This is a genomic window from Aliivibrio sp. EL58 (genome assembly GCF_900312675.1).
In the GTDB taxonomy this organism is placed as follows: domain Bacteria; phylum Pseudomonadota; class Gammaproteobacteria; order Enterobacterales; family Vibrionaceae; genus Aliivibrio.
In genome coordinates this window covers 895,886-913,370 of the sequence record NZ_OMPC01000001.1, presented here as the reverse complement: position 1 = coordinate 913,370, position 17,485 = coordinate 895,886, and the positions used below count along the sequence as shown (strand labels likewise).

The window sequence follows — 17,485 nt, the reverse complement described above, 5'->3', positions numbered from 1 at the left end:
ATTCAAATTGCTACTTAAACTCATAGGTATAAGACAAGCCTACTTTTTCATTGTGACCAAAATCATCTTCACTAATTACCCCGTAGAAATTAAAAGATTGGTGTTCATTTATCTTATAGCTAAGGCCACCGCCTCCCCAATAACTGCTGTAATCATCAGAACCTAAAGCCCCTCCACCAAAAGCGAGAATACTCCATGTATCTGTAAGTGGTTTTAATGCAAACGCCCCTAAATAGCCACTATGATTTGAGTTAGACATCAAGACATAATCACCAGATTGCATTTCATTATGTTGCTCAACAGCAAATTCACCATCGTTATAAGCATAACCAGCCATTGGGAAAATTTGCCAGCCCATAGGCTCTACCCCAAAATAGGATAATGGTATAAAGGTTCCAATACTGTAGTTATTTTTATAGGCACTATGGTCATACTCTGTACGGCTAAAATTGACATTAATAATACCTATTGGTAATAGCCATGAACCACCAAGACGCCAATCATCCCCATCAGCAGTGGTTCTCATATTTAGCATTCGCACCGGATCTAACCCGATGGAACCAGAAATAGTTAAATCATCGTTATACCCAAAACCCAATTTTGTCACTATTTTTGTTGGATCATCTTGATGCTTTTCTTCAGTAGAAGCAAAAGAAGGATTAACAAGAAAAAGGCTTAAAATAGGAAATACACCTTGGTACATTGATGTAGATTTTAGATTCATGAATTACTCAATATTTATTTTTAAAAGGCAAAAAATCCAACGAATTAATTAATCCATTGGATGATATAAGATCGAATTTTTAAATGATGAATATTTTAAAATTGATAGTTAAATTCAATTCTATGGTCACCATCGGAATAATGAGTATCTTCTGTCCAGTTTGCAAAATAACGAACATTTGAACGCTTAGTTATTTGGTAACTAATCGCTGCTTCATGAGTTAGAATGGCATCATTATCAATGCCATAAGCATTATCTTTATATTCTTCAGAACCAGAAATCGTACCTAAATACATTGGATTATAGTTAATCCAGATCTTATCGGTAATTTCAATTTTACTGTAGAGGCCAGCAACATAAAAAGACCCATGCAAGTCATAACGGTCTTGTGCTTGAGCTGCCCCTTTATCCTGAGGATCGTATGCTTCACCAGCTGCCAAACCTAATCCTGCTAAAGGATATAAACTAACAGGTCCCATTTTTGGAAGTGCCTGTATGAAACTATAAGAAGCTGAGCCTTGGTTGCTATCAAAGTTCCAATCGACATCAACCTGAGCACCACGGCCATTGGTTAAATCGACACTAAAATTACGAAAACGAAGAGAATCTATACTGTCATCGTTGTCTGAACGAGCGTCCCCATTCCATCCAACGGCTTCACCACCGATGCCTTTAATTTCAATAATATTCATCCCCATCGTTGTATCACTACCTGTATCGTAGGTCTGTCCAACTTTTAGGTTCAACCCTTTATCCGTATAACCTGCACCAGCTTGGGTGTATACAGCTAATGGATCTGACATATCTTGTATATCGTCATTTGACTCTTGAGCCGAAACACTCGTAGAACATAATAATAGACTTGTAATTATCAACCCTGCTTTTGATACTTTATCTCTATTTTTTAATACAGCCATTTGAACTTCTCCACGTAATTTGAAGTAAGTTCCATTTACTCCCTTATCCACAATATATTTCAATGGGACAAAAGATACGTGATGACAATTCAAGAGCCAATGACCCATCCGTTATATCCATTATAACCAAATAGGTATATTAGATTTTCATACTGAAACACCGTACAATCAGCGGCAAAATATAAACAACATAGGTAGATTAGTTTGCATACATTAGCGCAGTTACAATCCGGTGAATTACAAGGTATTACTCGATTACAATTAAGTGAAGGGTTAACAGAGTTTCCACTTGAGATCTTATCTCTTGCTGATTCATTAGAAATCTTAGATTTATCGAATAATCAACTAACTACGCTACCGATTGAGATCGCTCAATTACCTAACTTGAAGATTTTCTTTGCATCAAACAATCCATTTACTGTGTTCCCTGATGTTCTGGTGCAGTGTCAAAATCTTGAGATGATTGGATTCAAATCGTGTCAAATTCAGCATATTCCTGAAGATGCCTTTCCGCCAAAATTACGTTGGTTGATCTTAACCGATAACCAAGTAGAAGTATTACCAAACTCATTGGGTGACTGCCACTTAATGCAAAAACTGGCATTAGCAGGCAACAAACTGACTGAACTGCCAAACAACTTGTCTCAACTTCATAACTTGGAATTACTGCGTATTTCAGCAAACCAATTGATTGAGTGCCCAGAGCAACTGCTTAATTTACCAAAACTGGCGTGGTTTGCGTTTGCCGGTAATCCATTCTGCAAATCTGATGTGAAAGTGAAATCCGTTCCTAGTATCGCCTCATCAGACTACACATTAGAAAATGTATTAGGCCAAGGCGCATCAGGTGTCATTTCTAAAGCCCGTTGGAATAAAGAACAAATGGATTTTCCACAAGAAATTGCAGTTAAAGTATTTAAAGGCGAAGTCACCAGTGATGGTTACCCTGAAGATGAGTTACAAGCGTGTTTAAAAGTCGGCAATCATCCAAGTTTGGTGCAATCATTAGCACAGGTGAATGAAGACAATCATCTGGCGTTGATCATGAACTTGATCCCTTCACATTATAAAAACTTAGGTTTACCACCAAGTTTAGAAAGCTGCACGCGTGATACTTTCCCTGCAGGGTTTACCTTATCGTTAGAGCACATCAATAAAATGACCGCTGAAATGCGTAATGTGTTTGAACACCTGCATGATAACCAAGTGTGTCATGGTGATTTGTATGCGCATAACACCTTATTTGATGCAGATGCGAACATTATCTTTGGCGACTTTGGTGCCGCGAGTATGTACCACATGCTAAGTGAGAGTCAGCAACAGAAAGTTAGAGCCATTGAAGAGCGTGCATTGAATCACTTTGTCGATGATTTAATGAATATTTGCACTAAATAAATATGACAACCGCCTTTACTAAGGCGGTTTGTCAATCGCATTATTTATACTCTTAATTAATTAACCAATAATTTTCTTTTTGATTATTATGCGACAAAGTATAGATAAGAGGCTCCCTATCTTTTTCCATGATCCATATGATGGTAATTAACTCTTCACAATGATTCGCAACACGAAGGTCAAATTTACCAACACCTTGCTCTAAGCGACCTTTAAGTAAACACATATCAAAATCTACTTTAGATAAATCACCTTGTGCTTGACTATTATCACAAATAGAAATAAATGCACGCTTAGTGGAACGCTCTGAAATATCAACATCAATATCAACGCTATATACCGAACTAAGGCTATTCTCAGCACTAATTTTTAAATCTAAAACCGATAATTGAGGGCTCACAGATGACCCTGTACCTGAATCATTTGAGCCACCAGAACTATCACTATTACAAGCAGTGAGTAGACTAAAACTAGCAGCAAAAAGTAATAAATACATTTTATTCACGATACTATTCATAAAATATTTCCTTAATCTATATAAGTTTTTCCAGCGCTAGGCGTGGTATACCAATCTGCAGCTGTTTGTCCTGTTGCATCCTGAGAAAAACCTGCAAATTGAGGATACGCTTCAAGAATGCTGACTGACTCATTTGGATGCTCCCAATTAAGCGGAATTTCAATTGCCCATGGAAGCCCGTTATCTGTCTGGAAGTAAGTGCTGTTCGCGGTATTGGTTGCATCATCACTTCGACCAATATAGCGATAATCAAACTTAGAGGTCGGTTTTTTGTTTTTCAGGTGTACTTCTAAATTACGTCCAGGATGGCCACCACTCACTTGTAAGCCATTCTCCCCGTAGTAATAACCTGGAGTCGCAAAAATGAATGGGTCGTAAGGTAAAGCAGGCATTTGTCCTTGAGAAATAGGTGATTCAAACGGGACGGTAAGTGACCAACTAGGACGATATTGAGTCCCACAACCGGGTTCAGTTCGGAACATATTACAACCGTCAGCCTCACCGGACTCGGTAAGAGACCAAAGATCTTCATGAATAATCAAAACGGCATCTAAAGTGCCACTCTCTAACACTGTTGTATTTTGTAATTCTCCATCAATGAATAATTTAACTGAATCAGCCTTTATTTTATCTGGGCTGATATTAGGCAAACGAATAGCAAAACCAGAGTGATAAGTACCGCCAAGAGCTGCAACTTGCCCTTCAATTTTAAGTTGAATCACTTGGTTATTATGACTAAATTCAGTGTACTTGACGTTCATAAGGACGTCATTCATATCGTAGTCACCGACTTTAGGAAATTGATCTTCATAAGCGAAAGTGGTGTAGTCAGATCCTACAGGGTAAAGCTCAACGGATACACCTTGGTCTGTAACAGTAACTTGATAATCTTCAACTTCACCTGCACTTACCCCACCATTTGGACCAACATCATAAGTATGGCTTAAACGAAAACGAGCCCAAGTATCTCCTGCTAGAGCCCAGCTTGGTACTTCAAAATAGAGTTGATTCTGGCCATCATCTACCCATTCACTGTTAAGGATCATTTCATCATCATTAAACACCCCGTCTTGGTCCCAATCAATCCAAGCACTAAGTACCCCTTCTCCCTCTGCACCTTCAACATCGGCATAAATGAAGCTTGTTTCCTTAATTTCAAGTGGTACAGGAAATGAAATACCATCATCATCATTACTTGAATCTGATGTGTCATCTGAAAGCGGGTACACATAAGCTTCACTTTCTCCATCAACGATAGGACCCAATTTTAAATCAGAAATACCATGACGAGCACCAAATGAATCATATAAAGTACCGTAAGTATCGGGAGCATCCCCGTAATCGCTATTATCATTTTGTCCCACCGCAGCAAATGCACAGCGAGCACCATCATTTGAATTACTCGATGGTCCATAAGCAAAAAAGGCTGAAGTTGAATTTACATCATCAATATTAATAAGATAGATATACCCATTCCCATTATTACTGAGATAAAGATTACCATCGACATCAAAATATTGAGCACCAAAAGCTAAACTATGACCAACATTATCACTGCTGATAACTTTGTTTAATTGGGTACTTAACCCTGTATTTGGATCAATTCTATAAAGATATCCAGAATTATCAACACTGTAGATAAGTCCATCATCTGGATGAAAAGCCATATCAAGTATACGAATATTGCCAATAGTGCCAGAGTTGGCAACTTTAGTCATAATCAAGTCATCCAAGCCAATTCTAAAAAGTCCTTGATTAACTCTGTAGCCATACCAAGCATTTTCAATGGTCGATACATCACCAACATAAATTGAAGTAGGCCCAACATTTAGGTTAGAGACCGATAATGGCGTTGATACGAAATCGGAACCAATTTTAGTTAAGGTTTTCGCTCCATAATCCCACCCATAAATATAATCATCATGAACGCTATATCCAATAGCATTAATTTTTCCGCTTCCAACTTCCCAAGATAAAGTGCTATAGCTACCTACATCCAAATTAATGCCATAAGCTACCGGAGTTCCAGAAGGGTTTTGTATCATAAATGCTTGTCCTGGACAGGAAGCAAATGGAATTGCAGCTTCCACTTGTCCACTGACTCCAACAGTAAGACTTAATGTAGCGATACAAGAAAGTAATCTGCTTTTTTTCATAATATTCCCTCATTTATACCTAGCGTATAATGAAGAAAAGCACAACCCATACCAAACTTTTAAAACATTGATATTAATGGTATTTTAATGTAATTGAGATAAATAGAATCAAAATAAGAATTCTGTATTATCTTTTTGAGACGCAAACTGATAACAGTATATTGATGATTTGCAGAAAGGAAGTCCGTTAAATCAACCTAAATTAAGCGAAAGCGCATTTTAAATTGAATTAAATAATTTGCGCTTCTCGTTAATTGAGTATAGTTTCTTTAAATACCTTATAAGCAATTGATATTACTTTAAGCTATGACGATCCCCTGATTAGGCTATAAGTAAACAATCAATGTCAGGAGATTTAAAGATGAAACAGCTATTCTTAGGATTCTTATGTGTCGCACTATTACAAGGTTGTGGCTCAGACAAAGGAGATGAAGCATTAGGAACCTTAGAGCGAGACCGGGTCACTTTCTCCGCGACTTCAAATGAAATTATCCGAGCTTTACCTATCAAAGAAGGCAGTGAAGTCAAAGTCGGTGACGTATTAGTCCAATTGGACACAAAAAATCAAAACGCCATCCTTGCCCATGCCATTGCAAACGCCGCGAAAGCCCAAGCCTATTTATTACGCTTAACCAATGGTGAGCGCCCTGAAGATATTGCATCAGCCAAAGCCAAAGTAGACCAAGCAAAAGCACAGCTTATTGATGCTGAAAAAAATTACCGTCGAATGGTTGAGCTAGTAAAGAAAAAACTCACTAGCCAATCCAATAAAGATACTGCCCTCGCCTCCCGAGACTCTGCGCGCGCTACATTAAACTCAGCTAATGAAGAATTCTCAAAATTAACCGCAGGAGCAAGACCTGAAGATATAGACCAAGCAAAAGCAGAACTTGATGCGATGGATGCTGAAGTTGTATTGCAGCAACAGAAACTGGATGAATTAACCATCGTCGCCACTCGTAACGGCATTTTAGATAATCTTCCGTATAACCTTGGCGAGCGTGTTCCTGTAAATGGTTTTGTTGCTGTTATTCAAGCCAATCGTATCCCTTACGCTCGTGTTTACGTTCCTGCCTCTTATCGTGTTGGATTCATCCCAGGGAAAACATTTTCAGTGACTGTGGATGGTGTTAGCTCTCCATTTAAAGGAACCGTTCGTTGGGTTTCCTCTGAACCGTCATTTACGCCATATTACGCCTTAACAGAAGAAGACCGATCTCATTTAATGTACTTAGCAGAAGTAGATTTACCTGAATCTGCGGCCTCTTTACCTTCTGGCGTACCTGCCCAAGTCCTCTTAGAAAAGGACAATGAAAATGACTGAGTTTGCTATTCAAGCCACTGATGTTATGAAAAAATTTGGGGATTTTACCGCTATTGATGGCATTAACTTATCCGTACCCAAAGGCTGTATTTATGGCTTTTTAGGCCCTAATGGTTGTGGTAAATCTACTACCATTCGTACCTTAACCGGCCTATTAAGCCCTACCTCTGGTCAGGTGAATGTCCTTGGTTTAAGTATCCCTAAAGAATCAGAAGCTCTGCGTTTAAAAATTGGCTATATGACGCAAAAATTCTCTTTGTATGATGATTTAAGTGTAGAAGAAAACCTCGAATTCATTGGCCAAATTTTTGGTATGGAAAAACAAACGTTACTCCAACGCATAACGGAGCAACTCTCTACCTATGGGCTTGATCAATTACGAAAACAACGAGTATCAGGCATGAGTGGAGGTCAAAAACAGCGCCTTTCACTAGCTGCTGCAACCATGCATAAGCCTGAACTATTGTTTCTAGATGAACCAACCTCTGCGGTTGACCCTGAGAATCGTCGAGATTTCTGGGAGCAACTATTTGATTTATCAGATAAAGGAACCACCATCCTTATTACAACCCATTACATGGATGAAGCTGAACGCTGTCATCGATTGGCAATAATGGAATCAGGTATTATCCGTGCCGATGGAGAGCCAGAGACATTAATGGCTAACATGGGGGTTAATATCGTTGAAGTGAAAACAAATAATTTACGCGCATTAAAAAACACATTAATTCAACGTAATGAAATCAGATCTGCAGCCCAAATAGGTATTCGATTACGAGTACTTATTCATCAAGATATTAATGACCCCATTTCATGGTTAAGATCTGAATTCCCTGAATTAAAAGATTCCGAAATGAATATCGCGCGTCCAAGTTTAGAAGATGTCTTTGTTACCGTAACAGGGAAGGGTCGTCAATGAAGTCACTCAATCGAATGAAAGCCATCATGGTCAAAGAAATTCGTCAATTATCACGAGATAAGTTGACCTTTGGTATGGTTATTATGATCCCTTTAATACAATTGTTATTATTTGGATACGCTATTAATACTGATATTAGAGATATACCTATTGCGGTTGTTGACCAAAGTGAGAGTACTTTTGGTCGACTCATTACTGAATCAGTGAAAGTCACGCAAGTCGTCAGTGTTAAACAACATTATCCAACAGTAAAAGAAGCCGAAAAAGCAATTCAGCAAGGCGTTGTGCGTGCTGCACTGATATTACCCAAAGACATTACACAACGCATGGTACAAGGCAGAGAGCTAGGCCAATGGATTGTAGATGGTTCAGACACCATGATAAGTGCAGCCATTCTTGGATTGCAAAGCATGCCATTAAGCGATTTGGATTTTGATATTCGCAATAGTGCCCACGCTAAGACATTTGAGGTGACGCTATTTTATAACCCTAGCCGACAATCCGCAGTGAATATTGTACCGGGACTATTAGGCGTTATATTAACCATGACAATGATACTCTTCACCAGCTCAGCCATTGTACGAGAACGTGAAAGAGGAAACTTAGAATTACTTATTACTACCCCTATTCACTCTTTTGAACTAATGGTTGCTAAAATCATCCCTTATATCTTTGTCGGTTTGATTCAAGTATTTATTATTCTTGGGTTAGGATATTTCATTTTTGACGTTCCGATTAATGGCTCATTAAGTCAAATTTTGCTTGGTACATTGTTATTTATTTCAGCAAGTCTTACGCTTGGATTAGTTATTTCAACCATTGCTAAAACACAGCTTCAAGCGATGCAGATGACGATATTTATTCTATTGCCATCGATTTTATTATCAGGTTTTATGTTTCCCTATGAAGGAATGCCTGTCGTTGCTCAATGGATAGCTGAGATTTTACCCGCGACTCACTTTATGAGATTAATTCGCGGTATTGTTTTACGTGGCGCTGATTTAATTGATTTATGGCGAGATACTGTCTGGATGATCATTTTTACCATCATTGGTTTATTTATTGCCTCAAAACGATTTAAAAAATCATTAGATTAAGTAAACAAACTCATGCTGAGAGGTTATTTGATGCGACATGAAACACGCCTCCTTGCTATTACCCATTGAAAAGCCACTTTCAAAGATGGCTACCCAAAGCTTAGTTTAATGAGAGACATCGATAAGTGTAATGCTGCCGTCATCATTCACTTCGGTGATCTTCCCTTTTGGCTCTTCCATCAACAGTGATGTTGCAAAGCCAAGTACTGCCGTTGCTGCTATCACCAAGAAAAAGGTTTGGTACTCAACAAAGGAAAGTATGGTTAGATAAACTACAGCACCTACATTGCCATACGCCCCAGTCATCCCCGCTATTTGCCCTGTCATACGACGTTTAATTAATGGAACGGTAGCAAATACGGCGCCTTCACCTGCTTGAACAAAGAAAGAACACGCCATAGCTGCCACCACAGCAAGCCATAGTGGCCACTCACTATCGACTTGACCCATGATAAAATAGCCTACTGCCAACCCTGCGGTTAAGATCATTAATGTCAGTTTTCGACCAAATCGATCCGATATCCATCCACCTCCGGGACGTGACATTAAGTTCATAAACGCATACGCCGAGGCCACCATTCCTGCCATAATAGGCGTCAATTCAAACGTATCTAAAAAAAACAATGGCAACATAGATACAACTGCTAACTCTGATCCAAAGGTCGCAAAATACAAAACGTTTAATACCGCTACTTGCTTAAATTTATATTGGTGATGTGGCGCAACATTATTGGTAAATATGGCTTTATTAACCTTCCAAACTTGTGATACTTCATAAAAATAAATCACAATTAACGCCATATAAATTGCATTAACCATCACGCTTGAAAGAATATCGATACCCGATGGTAACAATTTCCAAGCCAACAATGCTAATGCGGCATACATTGGTATTTTCATAATCAAAAGCAGATAGAAGTCACTGATAGAGGTCACTTCCATTGCCGTTAAATGGGTAGGTTTAAAATACGTCGCGCCTTTTGGTGTATCAGTAACATTCGAATAAAATACAAAAGCAAACAGTAAACTCATGACTCCGGTGATCGCGACTGCATAACGCCAACCCTCATCACCACCAAACCATAGGGCAACCGTTGGCAATGTAAATGCAGCGGCGGCAGAGCCAAAGTTACCCCAGCCCCCATAAATCCCTTCAGCAGTACCTAGCTCATGATGAGGAAACCATTCTGAAACTAAACGAATACCGACGACAAAGCCTGCTCCTATGAACCCAAGTAAAAAACGAGCAATAGCTGCTTGCATAAACGAATCAGAAAAAGCGAACATAAAACAAGGAAGAGAGCAGACCGCAAGCAAGACAGAATAGACAATTCTTGGTCCATATTTATCCGTTAGCATTCCGACAATAACGCGTGCAGGGATCGTCAAAGCGACGTTAAGAATTAATAAAGTTTTTATCTGCTCAGAGCTTAATCCAAGCGTTTCTTTAACGACATTAAGTAAAGGAGCAAAGTTAAACCACACCATGAATGTAATAAAAAAAGCCATCCAGCTTAAATGCAGTACTTTCATCTTTCCTGAAAATGAAAACAGTGAAAATTTATCTGTCATCATTGAGTCCTTTAATGAGTTAGACATATTTGTACATAGTGATCCATCACACGCACAGAGTAAGTCGTTAACGATATATCCGGTGATGCTTATAAAGCGATGAAGATAGGTAAGGTTCACCTTCTAATGACCCCATACTCCTAGTGAGATCACATCGCTTGACCAATTTGATAACGCTCACTTAGCTTACAGTAAAGGCACATCAACTCGAAACGACCATATAGCGACGATTTACAATGTAAACAATGAAATTCAAGCACGAGTTAAAATCACCAACGACATTGCTGAATCCTCCCTGTTTATGCCAATTCATTGGAACAATTCAACACAGTTATCGAGTATTTAAACCAGTTAGGATGATCAGTTATTTACTACGATTGATATTACTCTATAACTAAATCGAAGAATAAAAAATGGCTCTATAATCAAATTTAAACTTAGCATACGACTTAATTCGCTTAAGCATAATCTGATGTAAAGCCATTAATCACTTATTTTTGGAAAGGATACACAGAACCAAGCTGCATGATTTGTGTTAACTCATCCAGCGCTGCTCGTGATTCTAATAATAACTGTGGATCCGCAAGATCTTTGTCTTCAATACGATCTCGATAATGCTTATCAGCCCACAGATTTAACGTTGTAAATAGCTGTTCGTTCATCAAGGTATGTTGATTGACGGCTTTTTTCTCTGCTTCATTTAATACAACCCGTAGACGTAAACACGCTGGCCCACCACCATTTTGCATACTCTGTTTTAAATCAAAGGTATGCAACTCATCAATACCGCGTTTTTGCTCTACTAGCTCATTTAGATATGCCCATACTCTTGGATTCTCACGACAATGTTGTGGAAGAATGATCAAGGTAGTCCCATCCGACTTGGTGATTAGCTGACTGTTAAACAGGTAAGTTTCGACTGCATCTTGCACCGACACTTTATCTGTTGGAACCTCAATAACATTAAAGCCAGAACCATAAGAAGCACTTAGAGCTAACTTCACTTGTTCTTGATTCAAAAATGCTTGTTGATGGCAAAATAAGGTGTTCTTATTACCGACAGCAATAACGTCATTATGAAATACACCTTGGTCAATAACATCAGGGTTCTGTTGTGCAAATACCGTAAATTGAGCGCGTAAACCATGCGTTCGTGCAATCGCTTCACTGGCTTCTAACGTCTGGCGTGCTGGGTATTTTTTCGGAGCAAGGTAGCTCTCATCAAATGCACTTTTACCAAAGACAAAGAACTCAACACCTTGTTCGCCATATTCATTACAAAAACGAGTGTGGTTTGCCGCCCCTTCATCACCAAAGTAGTCACTATGTGGCAAAGCTTCATGATGAGCAAAGTGCTTTTCATCCGCAAACGTGGCTTTTAAGATATTACCCGTCACTTCATCTTCAATTGAACGGTGAAACTTATTAATTAAGTTAGCAGGAGTAAAATGGACTTTGCCATCAGAGGTATCTGCACTTGGAGAAACCGTACCTGCGTTTGCTGTCCACATACTTGAGGCAGAGCTACACGCAGCGAGTAGTTGTGGTGAATATTGATGAGATTTTTGTAACACTTCAGCGTCTGAACCAGAAAAGCCTAAACGACGCAGAGTATGAATGTCTGGACGCTCTTGTGGCGCTAACACCCCTTGAGTAAAGCCCATATCATGCAGAGCCTTCATTTTTTCTAGGCCTTGCTTTACCGCTTGTTTTGGGTTCGATGCGCCGGATTTATTATTTTTAGAGGCGATGTTCCCTACCGATAAACCGCTGTAGTTATGCGTTGGCCCAACAAGGCCATCAAAATTCGCTTCAACTGCTTTCATATGTTCCCTCATAACCGTTCTCTTATCAGCTAACTAAGCACTTTGGCCTAATCTATTTATTGGCCTGATAGTAGCAAATTAAACTGAGTCAGCAGCATTTGATCTCACCAAACAAGCGCACAATCACAACTTTTATTTAACATTTAATGACTTTTAATTAACTATTCTCTGTTATCAAATAACTATGCAGATTTTTATTCTAATTATTTTATGTATACAAAAATATCTTATCCATCGGGAAAAACTATTAAAATGATAGTTGATAATAATTCTCATTTGCATATACTGATAATCATTCGCATTTACTGATGGCTTTATTCTTATGATGACTACTCATTCATTTTCACAATCACTCTCGCTTTCGCAGTTTTCACTGCAACACAAGCGTCTATTATTGCCTATCACTTTATTGGCCTTAGTCGGGGCAGAAACGACAAGAGAAATCACCGTAACAACCTTATCTGATGCTTTTTGGGCGGTATCTACCTACGTAGCTTTCACATTGGTTATTTACCATTACCTATCGAATATAATGGGTAAAACCAATCGTATTACTGCACTTTATAATAAATCTCGTACCAACCAAGTGGTGTTTTCATCTTTACTCGGTGCTCTGCCTGGTTGTGGTGGTGCCATTGTCGTTACCACTCAATACATTAGCGGTAAAGTTGGTTTTGGCTCAGTCGTCGCGGTATTAACGGCTACCATGGGTGATGCGGCGTTCTTATTAATTGCCGCACAACCTAAAGTGGGATTTGGCGTAATGGCATTAGGCGTTGTGGTTGGTGCAATCTCAGGCATTGTTGTAAATGCATTACATAAAGACGATTTTTTACGCCCTGAGACTCAAGATAAACAACAAGATCAAAAATCTGAAAATTCAGAACAAAACACATCATGTTTACAAGTAAAGGCGATCAACTTACAGGGTGTATTTTGGAAATGGGTATTAATTCCAGCAACTGTAATTGCCCTACTCGGTTCGTTTCAAGTGGATATAAATCAGCTGTTTCATTTACCACAACACAGCATTGAATGGATTGGCGCAATATTAGCGATTGGCAGCATGATGTTATGGTCGTTAACCAAAGAGATCAGTGATTATCAATCAACGGTTTCAGAAGATAATAAGTGTGTAAGTTCGCACCCAATGCAAAAGGCTGCGCAAGACACTAACTTTATCTCTGCTTGGGTAATTGTCGCTTTCTTAATTTTTGAACTAACCACCTACTTCTCAGGCATCAATTTACAAACGGTCTTCTTAGGCTATGGAATGTGGATGCCACTGATTGGCTTGGCGATTGGTTTACTTCCGGGTTGTGGTCCTCAGATTTTAGTGACGAGCCTATATTTATCCGGTGCGATGCCAATGTCAGCACAGCTTTCAAATGCAATTTCAAATGATGGTGACGCGCTATTCCCGGCAATTGCTTTAGCACCAAAAGCGGCAATGGTTGCGACCTTCTACTCAGCAGTTCCTGCCTTTGTAGTTGGCTATGGTTATTACTTCTTGTTTGAGATGTAAGTTATTGTTCAGAACATGCGAATGAAAAAGGCGACAGTATAATACTGTCGCCTTTGGTATATAAAAAATAACAACGAAATTTACTTCGGTTTTTTCTTTAATACTTCATCAATATCCGCGGCACTATGACGTTCTGGCACTTGCTCCCACTCTTCGCCCCACCCACGGTTGACAATTTTACCGCGCTGTACTGCTTCTCTGGCTTCAAGCATTTTTGCCCAACGGACCACATTGGTGTAAGAGTCTACTTGTAAAAACTCCGCAGCATCATACAAGTTACCTAATACTAGGTTGCCATACCATGGCCAAATCGCCATATCAGCAATGCTGTACTCTTCACCTGCAACATAAGTATTTTTAGCAAGTTGCTTATCAAGTACGTCTAGTTGGCGTTTTGCTTCCATTGAAAAGCGGTTAATTGGGTATTCTTGTTTTTCATCAGCATACGCATAGAAATGACCAAAACCACCACCTAAGAATGGTGCAGAGCCTTGAGCCCAAAATAGCCAATTAAAGGTTTGGGTTCTCGCACTGCCTTCTTTTGGTAAAAACTGACCAAATTTCTCAGCCAAATGAACCAAGATAGAAGCAGATTCAAAAACATGAACTTCAGGATCAACAGAATGATCAACTAGCGCAGGGATTTTTGAATTTGGATTAACATCCACAAAGCCTGATGAGAATTGGTCACTCTCACCAATATTGATTAAGTAGGCATCGTATTCAGCCTCTTTAATGCCTAGTGCTAATAACTCTTCTAATAGAATCGTCACTTTTTGGCCATTAGGCGTCGCTAAAGAATAAAGCTGTAAAGAATGCTCGCCTACCGGAAGCTTTTTCTCATGCCTTGCACCTGATTCTGGGCTATTGATATTCGCCCATTTATTACCGCCATCAGTGTCATTAACCCAAATTTTCGGTGGTGTGTATTCAATTGCCATCGTCATTCCTTATCCATTTAGAAAGTTAAGTACATCGCTACCTTGTTATCTATTAATATAGACGACTTTTTAATAATGCTACGGTTCCTTCTGATTTTTCATAATCAATTGGAAACTCAATCAGCTCATCTTCTGTTTTAAAAAATAAAGAAGGAAAGCCACTTCGACCAATTGATCGAGAAAATGTAATTTCATCTAACAATGCTTGGTTTGTCTCTGGAGATAATAAGTCTAACTCGAAGCGAGTCATATCTAAGCCAATATTTCTAGCACAGTCGAGCAATACGTCATTATCACTTGGATTCTTAGCGTCTAAATAATAAGCGGTTTGGATTGCTTCAAGCATTGCTAATTCAGCACCTTGAGATCGTGCAGCAAGAATGGCACGGCAAGAGGGATATGTAGAACGACGCGGTGTATTTTTCTCCCAAAAGTCATGATTGAAAGAAGTACCTAGGTAATTTTCTATTTTTTGCCAATATGACGCAATTTGAACCTGCATCTCTTGTGGCATAGGCTCGGCTGAATCTGGCGCTAACCCACCAAGAACATAGACAATATCGACATCATTAGAAACGGCTTTCTTCACCTTATCCCATACTGGTTTATAGCCCCAACACCATGAACACATTGGATCATAGACGTAATAAAGTATCGCTTTTTCATCTGACATAATTTAATTCCTTTATATTAATATCAGTAATCATTCCTTTCATCATATGGGATGCATTACTTAATAGCAAAAAATCAAAGAAGGGCATAGAATCGACACCATTCAAATAGCGCACTACTGTCATGTTGATGTAGATTATTAAAAGGTTCGTTATGTATACATTTTTTGGGGCTTTGGCTTTTATTATATGGGGATTAGTGCCTGTTTACTTCCACCAACTGGAAGGCTTCAGCCCTGCATTAATTCTATCTAACCGTATCTTTTGGTCGGCTGTGATTCTAATTGCTGTTTTTTGCTTTAAACCCAACTTAATAGATAAGAAACAATGTACAGCTAAAAATATCTCTATCGCTTTTGTGGCGGGGATCTTGATGAATTTATCGTGGTTGGGATTTGTGTATGCAACCATCACCAATAATATCATGGCAGCATCATTAGCCTTTTATATCACGCCTGTTTTTGTGTTCTTTATGGGCTTTGTCTTTTTTAAAGAAGAACTTAAATCTCCCCAAAAAATTGCTCTATTTCTGATGGTATTGGCCATTGTTAGTTATGTTTATTTAGATCAACAATTGCCTGTTTTAAGTTTGGCTATTTCACTCTCTTTTGCTAGCTATATTGCCATTAAAAAACTGATTAAATTAAATACGTTTGGTGCGATTTTCTTTGAGCATATCCTTTTTGCACCTATTGCCTTGTGGTACATCATGACTCACTCTGATGGCCTCTTATTGGCAGATTTTGGCAAGTTAATGGGAACGGCACCATTGCAACTCGCTTCAATTCTGCTATTGAGTATCTCTATTCTCAAAACACCATTAAGCAAGATAAGCTTACTTCAATATATTGAACCGACTTTGCATCTCGCCTTAGCAATATGGATTTATCATGAGCCTATCTCTAATGGTCAAAAATGCGCCCTAATATTGGTTATTCTTTCTATCATGGTTGCTAACATCAAAATGAAGAAACCAAATAAGCCGAATCTTGCTAATAAAAGCTAATTGGCAGATAAAAATCCAACTCAAATTCTTCGGTTTCATTTAAAAAATGGTTTTTGTGGTAACGCACATACGCTGGTGTCGATCTTAATTTAAAGCCTGACGCCGGCAACCATTTCTCTAATACTGTACTGATTTGTGGCAGTAGTTGCCCATATACACCATGTAACCGAAACACCGCATGTAACCCACCAGGGATCACCATTTGATTTACCACACCACGATATTTCAATGGTTTATCAATCGCAATACACGCTACATAACGACACTTATTAAGCTCAACCCATGCAGGATTTGAATGGTGTAAGCCAAACTGAGTAGAGAAATCTCGATTCTCTGTATCTGCCCACGCTTTTAATACCAGCCACGCATTACGAATAGAGCGGTTATAGCCATCGTGTCTCACATAAGCCGCCAGCAGTTCTGAAACTTCTGTGATTTTTGGTTGAGGTAACACTCTATCAGCCACACTTAAATACCCCTCTGCAATTTCAGGATCTTTCAAATACGGTTTATCTGATATCTGTAAATCATGCTTGCGCCATTCCCCCGGAGACATATCAAAAGTCGACTTAAATGCACGACTAAAAGAAGAGAGCGAACTAAACCCACAGGTATTGGCAATGTCTAAAACGGTCGATTTAGTATCAAACATAAGCTGATTCGCTGCATATTCCATGCGAGTTCGACGAATATACTGATGAATAGACTCTCCGACCACTTGTTTAAAGATGCGATGAAAATGCTGCTCTGAATACGCCGCTACCTCAGAAAGCTCTTTTGCCGTAAGCTCTTTGCTGATGTCTTTATGTATATAAAACAGAACATCATTGATTCTTGATATATGTTGTTGGGTCATAAACTCAAAATAGCATAAATGGACATATTTATAAGCATA

General features: G+C 38.9%; 15 protein-coding genes. 6 read left to right on the top strand and 9 right to left on the bottom strand.

Features of this window, described 5'->3' with window-relative positions:
* Window positions 1–10 precede the first annotated feature (10 nt).
* Window positions 11–703: a hypothetical protein gene (locus ED622_RS03955; protein ID WP_122032850.1), complete on the bottom strand. Its 693-nt coding sequence runs from the start codon at window positions 701–703 to the stop codon at window positions 11–13.
* Between the two features lie 116 nt (window positions 704–819).
* Window positions 820–1,641 carry a hypothetical protein gene (locus ED622_RS03950; protein WP_162922443.1) on the bottom strand — a complete coding sequence of 274 codons (822 nt, stop codon included), beginning with the start codon at window positions 1,639–1,641 and terminating at the stop codon, window positions 820–822.
* A 204-nt stretch (window positions 1,642–1,845) separates the two neighbouring features.
* On the opposite strand from ED622_RS03950, the gene ED622_RS03945 reads away from it, so the two are divergent.
* Window positions 1,846–3,036: a leucine-rich repeat-containing protein kinase family protein gene (locus tag ED622_RS03945; protein ID WP_122032634.1), complete on the top strand. Its 1,191-nt coding sequence runs from the start codon at window positions 1,846–1,848 to the stop codon at window positions 3,034–3,036.
* Between the two features lie 52 nt (window positions 3,037–3,088).
* On the opposite strand, the gene ED622_RS03940 is transcribed toward ED622_RS03945, so the two are convergent.
* Window positions 3,089–3,553, bottom strand: a complete 465-nt coding sequence (locus tag ED622_RS03940) for a hypothetical protein (protein ID WP_122032633.1) — start codon at window positions 3,551–3,553, stop codon at window positions 3,089–3,091.
* 11 nt (window positions 3,554–3,564) lie between these two features.
* Window positions 3,565–5,709 (bottom strand): LruC domain-containing protein, encoded by a 2,145-nt coding sequence (locus ED622_RS03935; protein ID WP_122032632.1) that lies wholly within the window; start codon window positions 5,707–5,709, stop codon window positions 3,565–3,567.
* Window positions 5,710–6,070: 361 nt separating this feature from the next.
* Here ED622_RS03935 and ED622_RS03930 point away from each other — a divergent pair, with 361 nt between their 5' ends.
* Genes ED622_RS03930 through ED622_RS03920 form a run of 3 tightly spaced genes read left to right on the top strand, consistent with a single transcriptional unit; the run spans window position 6,071 to window position 9,049 of the window.
* Window positions 6,071–7,033, top strand: coding sequence for an HlyD family secretion protein (locus ED622_RS03930; protein ID WP_122032631.1), 963 nt, complete (start codon window positions 6,071–6,073; stop codon window positions 7,031–7,033).
* A complete protein-coding gene (locus tag ED622_RS03925; protein ID WP_122032630.1) occupies window positions 7,026–7,952 on the top strand; it encodes an ABC transporter ATP-binding protein in 927 nt (308 codons plus the stop codon). The genes ED622_RS03930 and ED622_RS03925 overlap by 8 nt, the downstream gene beginning before the upstream one ends.
* A complete protein-coding gene (locus ED622_RS03920; protein WP_122032629.1) occupies window positions 7,949–9,049 on the top strand; it encodes an ABC transporter permease in 1,101 nt (366 codons plus the stop codon). Before ED622_RS03925 ends, ED622_RS03920 begins: the two co-directional genes overlap by 4 nt.
* A 105-nt stretch (window positions 9,050–9,154) precedes the next feature.
* Here the strand turns inward: ED622_RS03920 and ED622_RS03915 are convergent, their stop codons facing one another.
* Window positions 9,155–10,624, bottom strand: coding sequence for a NarK family nitrate/nitrite MFS transporter (locus ED622_RS03915; protein WP_122032628.1), 1,470 nt, complete (start codon window positions 10,622–10,624; stop codon window positions 9,155–9,157).
* Window positions 10,625–11,112: 488 nt separating this feature from the next.
* Window positions 11,113–12,447, bottom strand: coding sequence for an N-succinylarginine dihydrolase (astB, locus tag ED622_RS03910; RefSeq protein ID WP_122032627.1), 1,335 nt, complete (start codon window positions 12,445–12,447; stop codon window positions 11,113–11,115).
* Between the two features lie 322 nt (window positions 12,448–12,769).
* Between astB and ED622_RS03905 the strand changes: the two genes are divergently transcribed.
* Window positions 12,770–13,972 carry a putative manganese transporter gene (locus ED622_RS03905; protein WP_122032626.1) on the top strand — a complete coding sequence of 401 codons (1,203 nt, stop codon included), beginning with the start codon at window positions 12,770–12,772 and terminating at the stop codon, window positions 13,970–13,972.
* Between the two features lie 80 nt (window positions 13,973–14,052).
* On the opposite strand, the gene yghU is transcribed toward ED622_RS03905, so the two are convergent.
* Window positions 14,053–14,913 (bottom strand): glutathione-dependent disulfide-bond oxidoreductase, encoded by an 861-nt coding sequence (gene yghU, locus ED622_RS03900; RefSeq protein WP_122032625.1) that lies wholly within the window; start codon window positions 14,911–14,913, stop codon window positions 14,053–14,055.
* A gap of 52 nt (window positions 14,914–14,965) precedes the next feature.
* Complete coding sequence (locus ED622_RS03895) at window positions 14,966–15,586, bottom strand: DsbA family protein (RefSeq protein ID WP_045104190.1); 621 nt, start codon at window positions 15,584–15,586, stop codon at window positions 14,966–14,968.
* A 152-nt stretch (window positions 15,587–15,738) separates the two neighbouring features.
* Here ED622_RS03895 and ED622_RS03890 point away from each other — a divergent pair, with 152 nt between their 5' ends.
* Window positions 15,739–16,590, top strand: a complete 852-nt coding sequence (locus tag ED622_RS03890) for an EamA family transporter (RefSeq protein WP_122032624.1) — start codon at window positions 15,739–15,741, stop codon at window positions 16,588–16,590.
* Here ED622_RS03890 and ED622_RS03885 read toward each other — a convergent pair.
* Window positions 16,577–17,446 carry a GyrI-like domain-containing protein gene (locus ED622_RS03885; RefSeq protein ID WP_122032623.1) on the bottom strand — a complete coding sequence of 290 codons (870 nt, stop codon included), beginning with the start codon at window positions 17,444–17,446 and terminating at the stop codon, window positions 16,577–16,579. The genes ED622_RS03890 and ED622_RS03885 overlap by 14 nt on opposite strands.
* Between the last annotated feature and the right edge of the window lie 39 nt (window positions 17,447–17,485).

Excerpts from the sequence above, each read along its gene's own strand:
- ED622_RS03955 (WP_122032850.1), bottom strand. The coding sequence starts at position 703 with ATGTACCAAGGTGTATTTCCTATTTTAAGCCTTTTTCTTGTTAATCCT.
- ED622_RS03950 (WP_162922443.1), bottom strand. The coding sequence starts at position 1,641 with ATGGCTGTATTAAAAAATAGAGATAAAGTATCAAAAGCAGGGTTGATA.
- ED622_RS03940 (WP_122032633.1), bottom strand. The coding sequence starts at position 3,553 with ATGAATAGTATCGTGAATAAAATGTATTTATTACTTTTTGCTGCTAGT.
- ED622_RS03935 (WP_122032632.1), bottom strand. The coding sequence starts at position 5,709 with ATGAAAAAAAGCAGATTACTTTCTTGTATCGCTACATTAAGTCTTACT.
- ED622_RS03930 (WP_122032631.1), top strand. The coding sequence starts at position 6,071 with ATGAAACAGCTATTCTTAGGATTCTTATGTGTCGCACTATTACAAGGT.
- ED622_RS03925 (WP_122032630.1), top strand. The coding sequence starts at position 7,026 with ATGACTGAGTTTGCTATTCAAGCCACTGATGTTATGAAAAAATTTGGG.
- ED622_RS03920 (WP_122032629.1), top strand. The coding sequence starts at position 7,949 with ATGAAGTCACTCAATCGAATGAAAGCCATCATGGTCAAAGAAATTCGT.
- ED622_RS03915 (WP_122032628.1), bottom strand. The coding sequence starts at position 10,624 with ATGATGACAGATAAATTTTCACTGTTTTCATTTTCAGGAAAGATGAAA.
- astB (WP_122032627.1), bottom strand. The coding sequence starts at position 12,447 with ATGAAAGCAGTTGAAGCGAATTTTGATGGCCTTGTTGGGCCAACGCAT.
- ED622_RS03905 (WP_122032626.1), top strand. The coding sequence starts at position 12,770 with ATGATGACTACTCATTCATTTTCACAATCACTCTCGCTTTCGCAGTTT.
- yghU (WP_122032625.1), bottom strand. The coding sequence starts at position 14,913 with ATGGCAATTGAATACACACCACCGAAAATTTGGGTTAATGACACTGAT.
- ED622_RS03895 (WP_045104190.1), bottom strand. The coding sequence starts at position 15,586 with ATGTCAGATGAAAAAGCGATACTTTATTACGTCTATGATCCAATGTGT.
- ED622_RS03890 (WP_122032624.1), top strand. The coding sequence starts at position 15,739 with ATGTATACATTTTTTGGGGCTTTGGCTTTTATTATATGGGGATTAGTG.
- ED622_RS03885 (WP_122032623.1), bottom strand. The coding sequence starts at position 17,446 with ATGACCCAACAACATATATCAAGAATCAATGATGTTCTGTTTTATATA.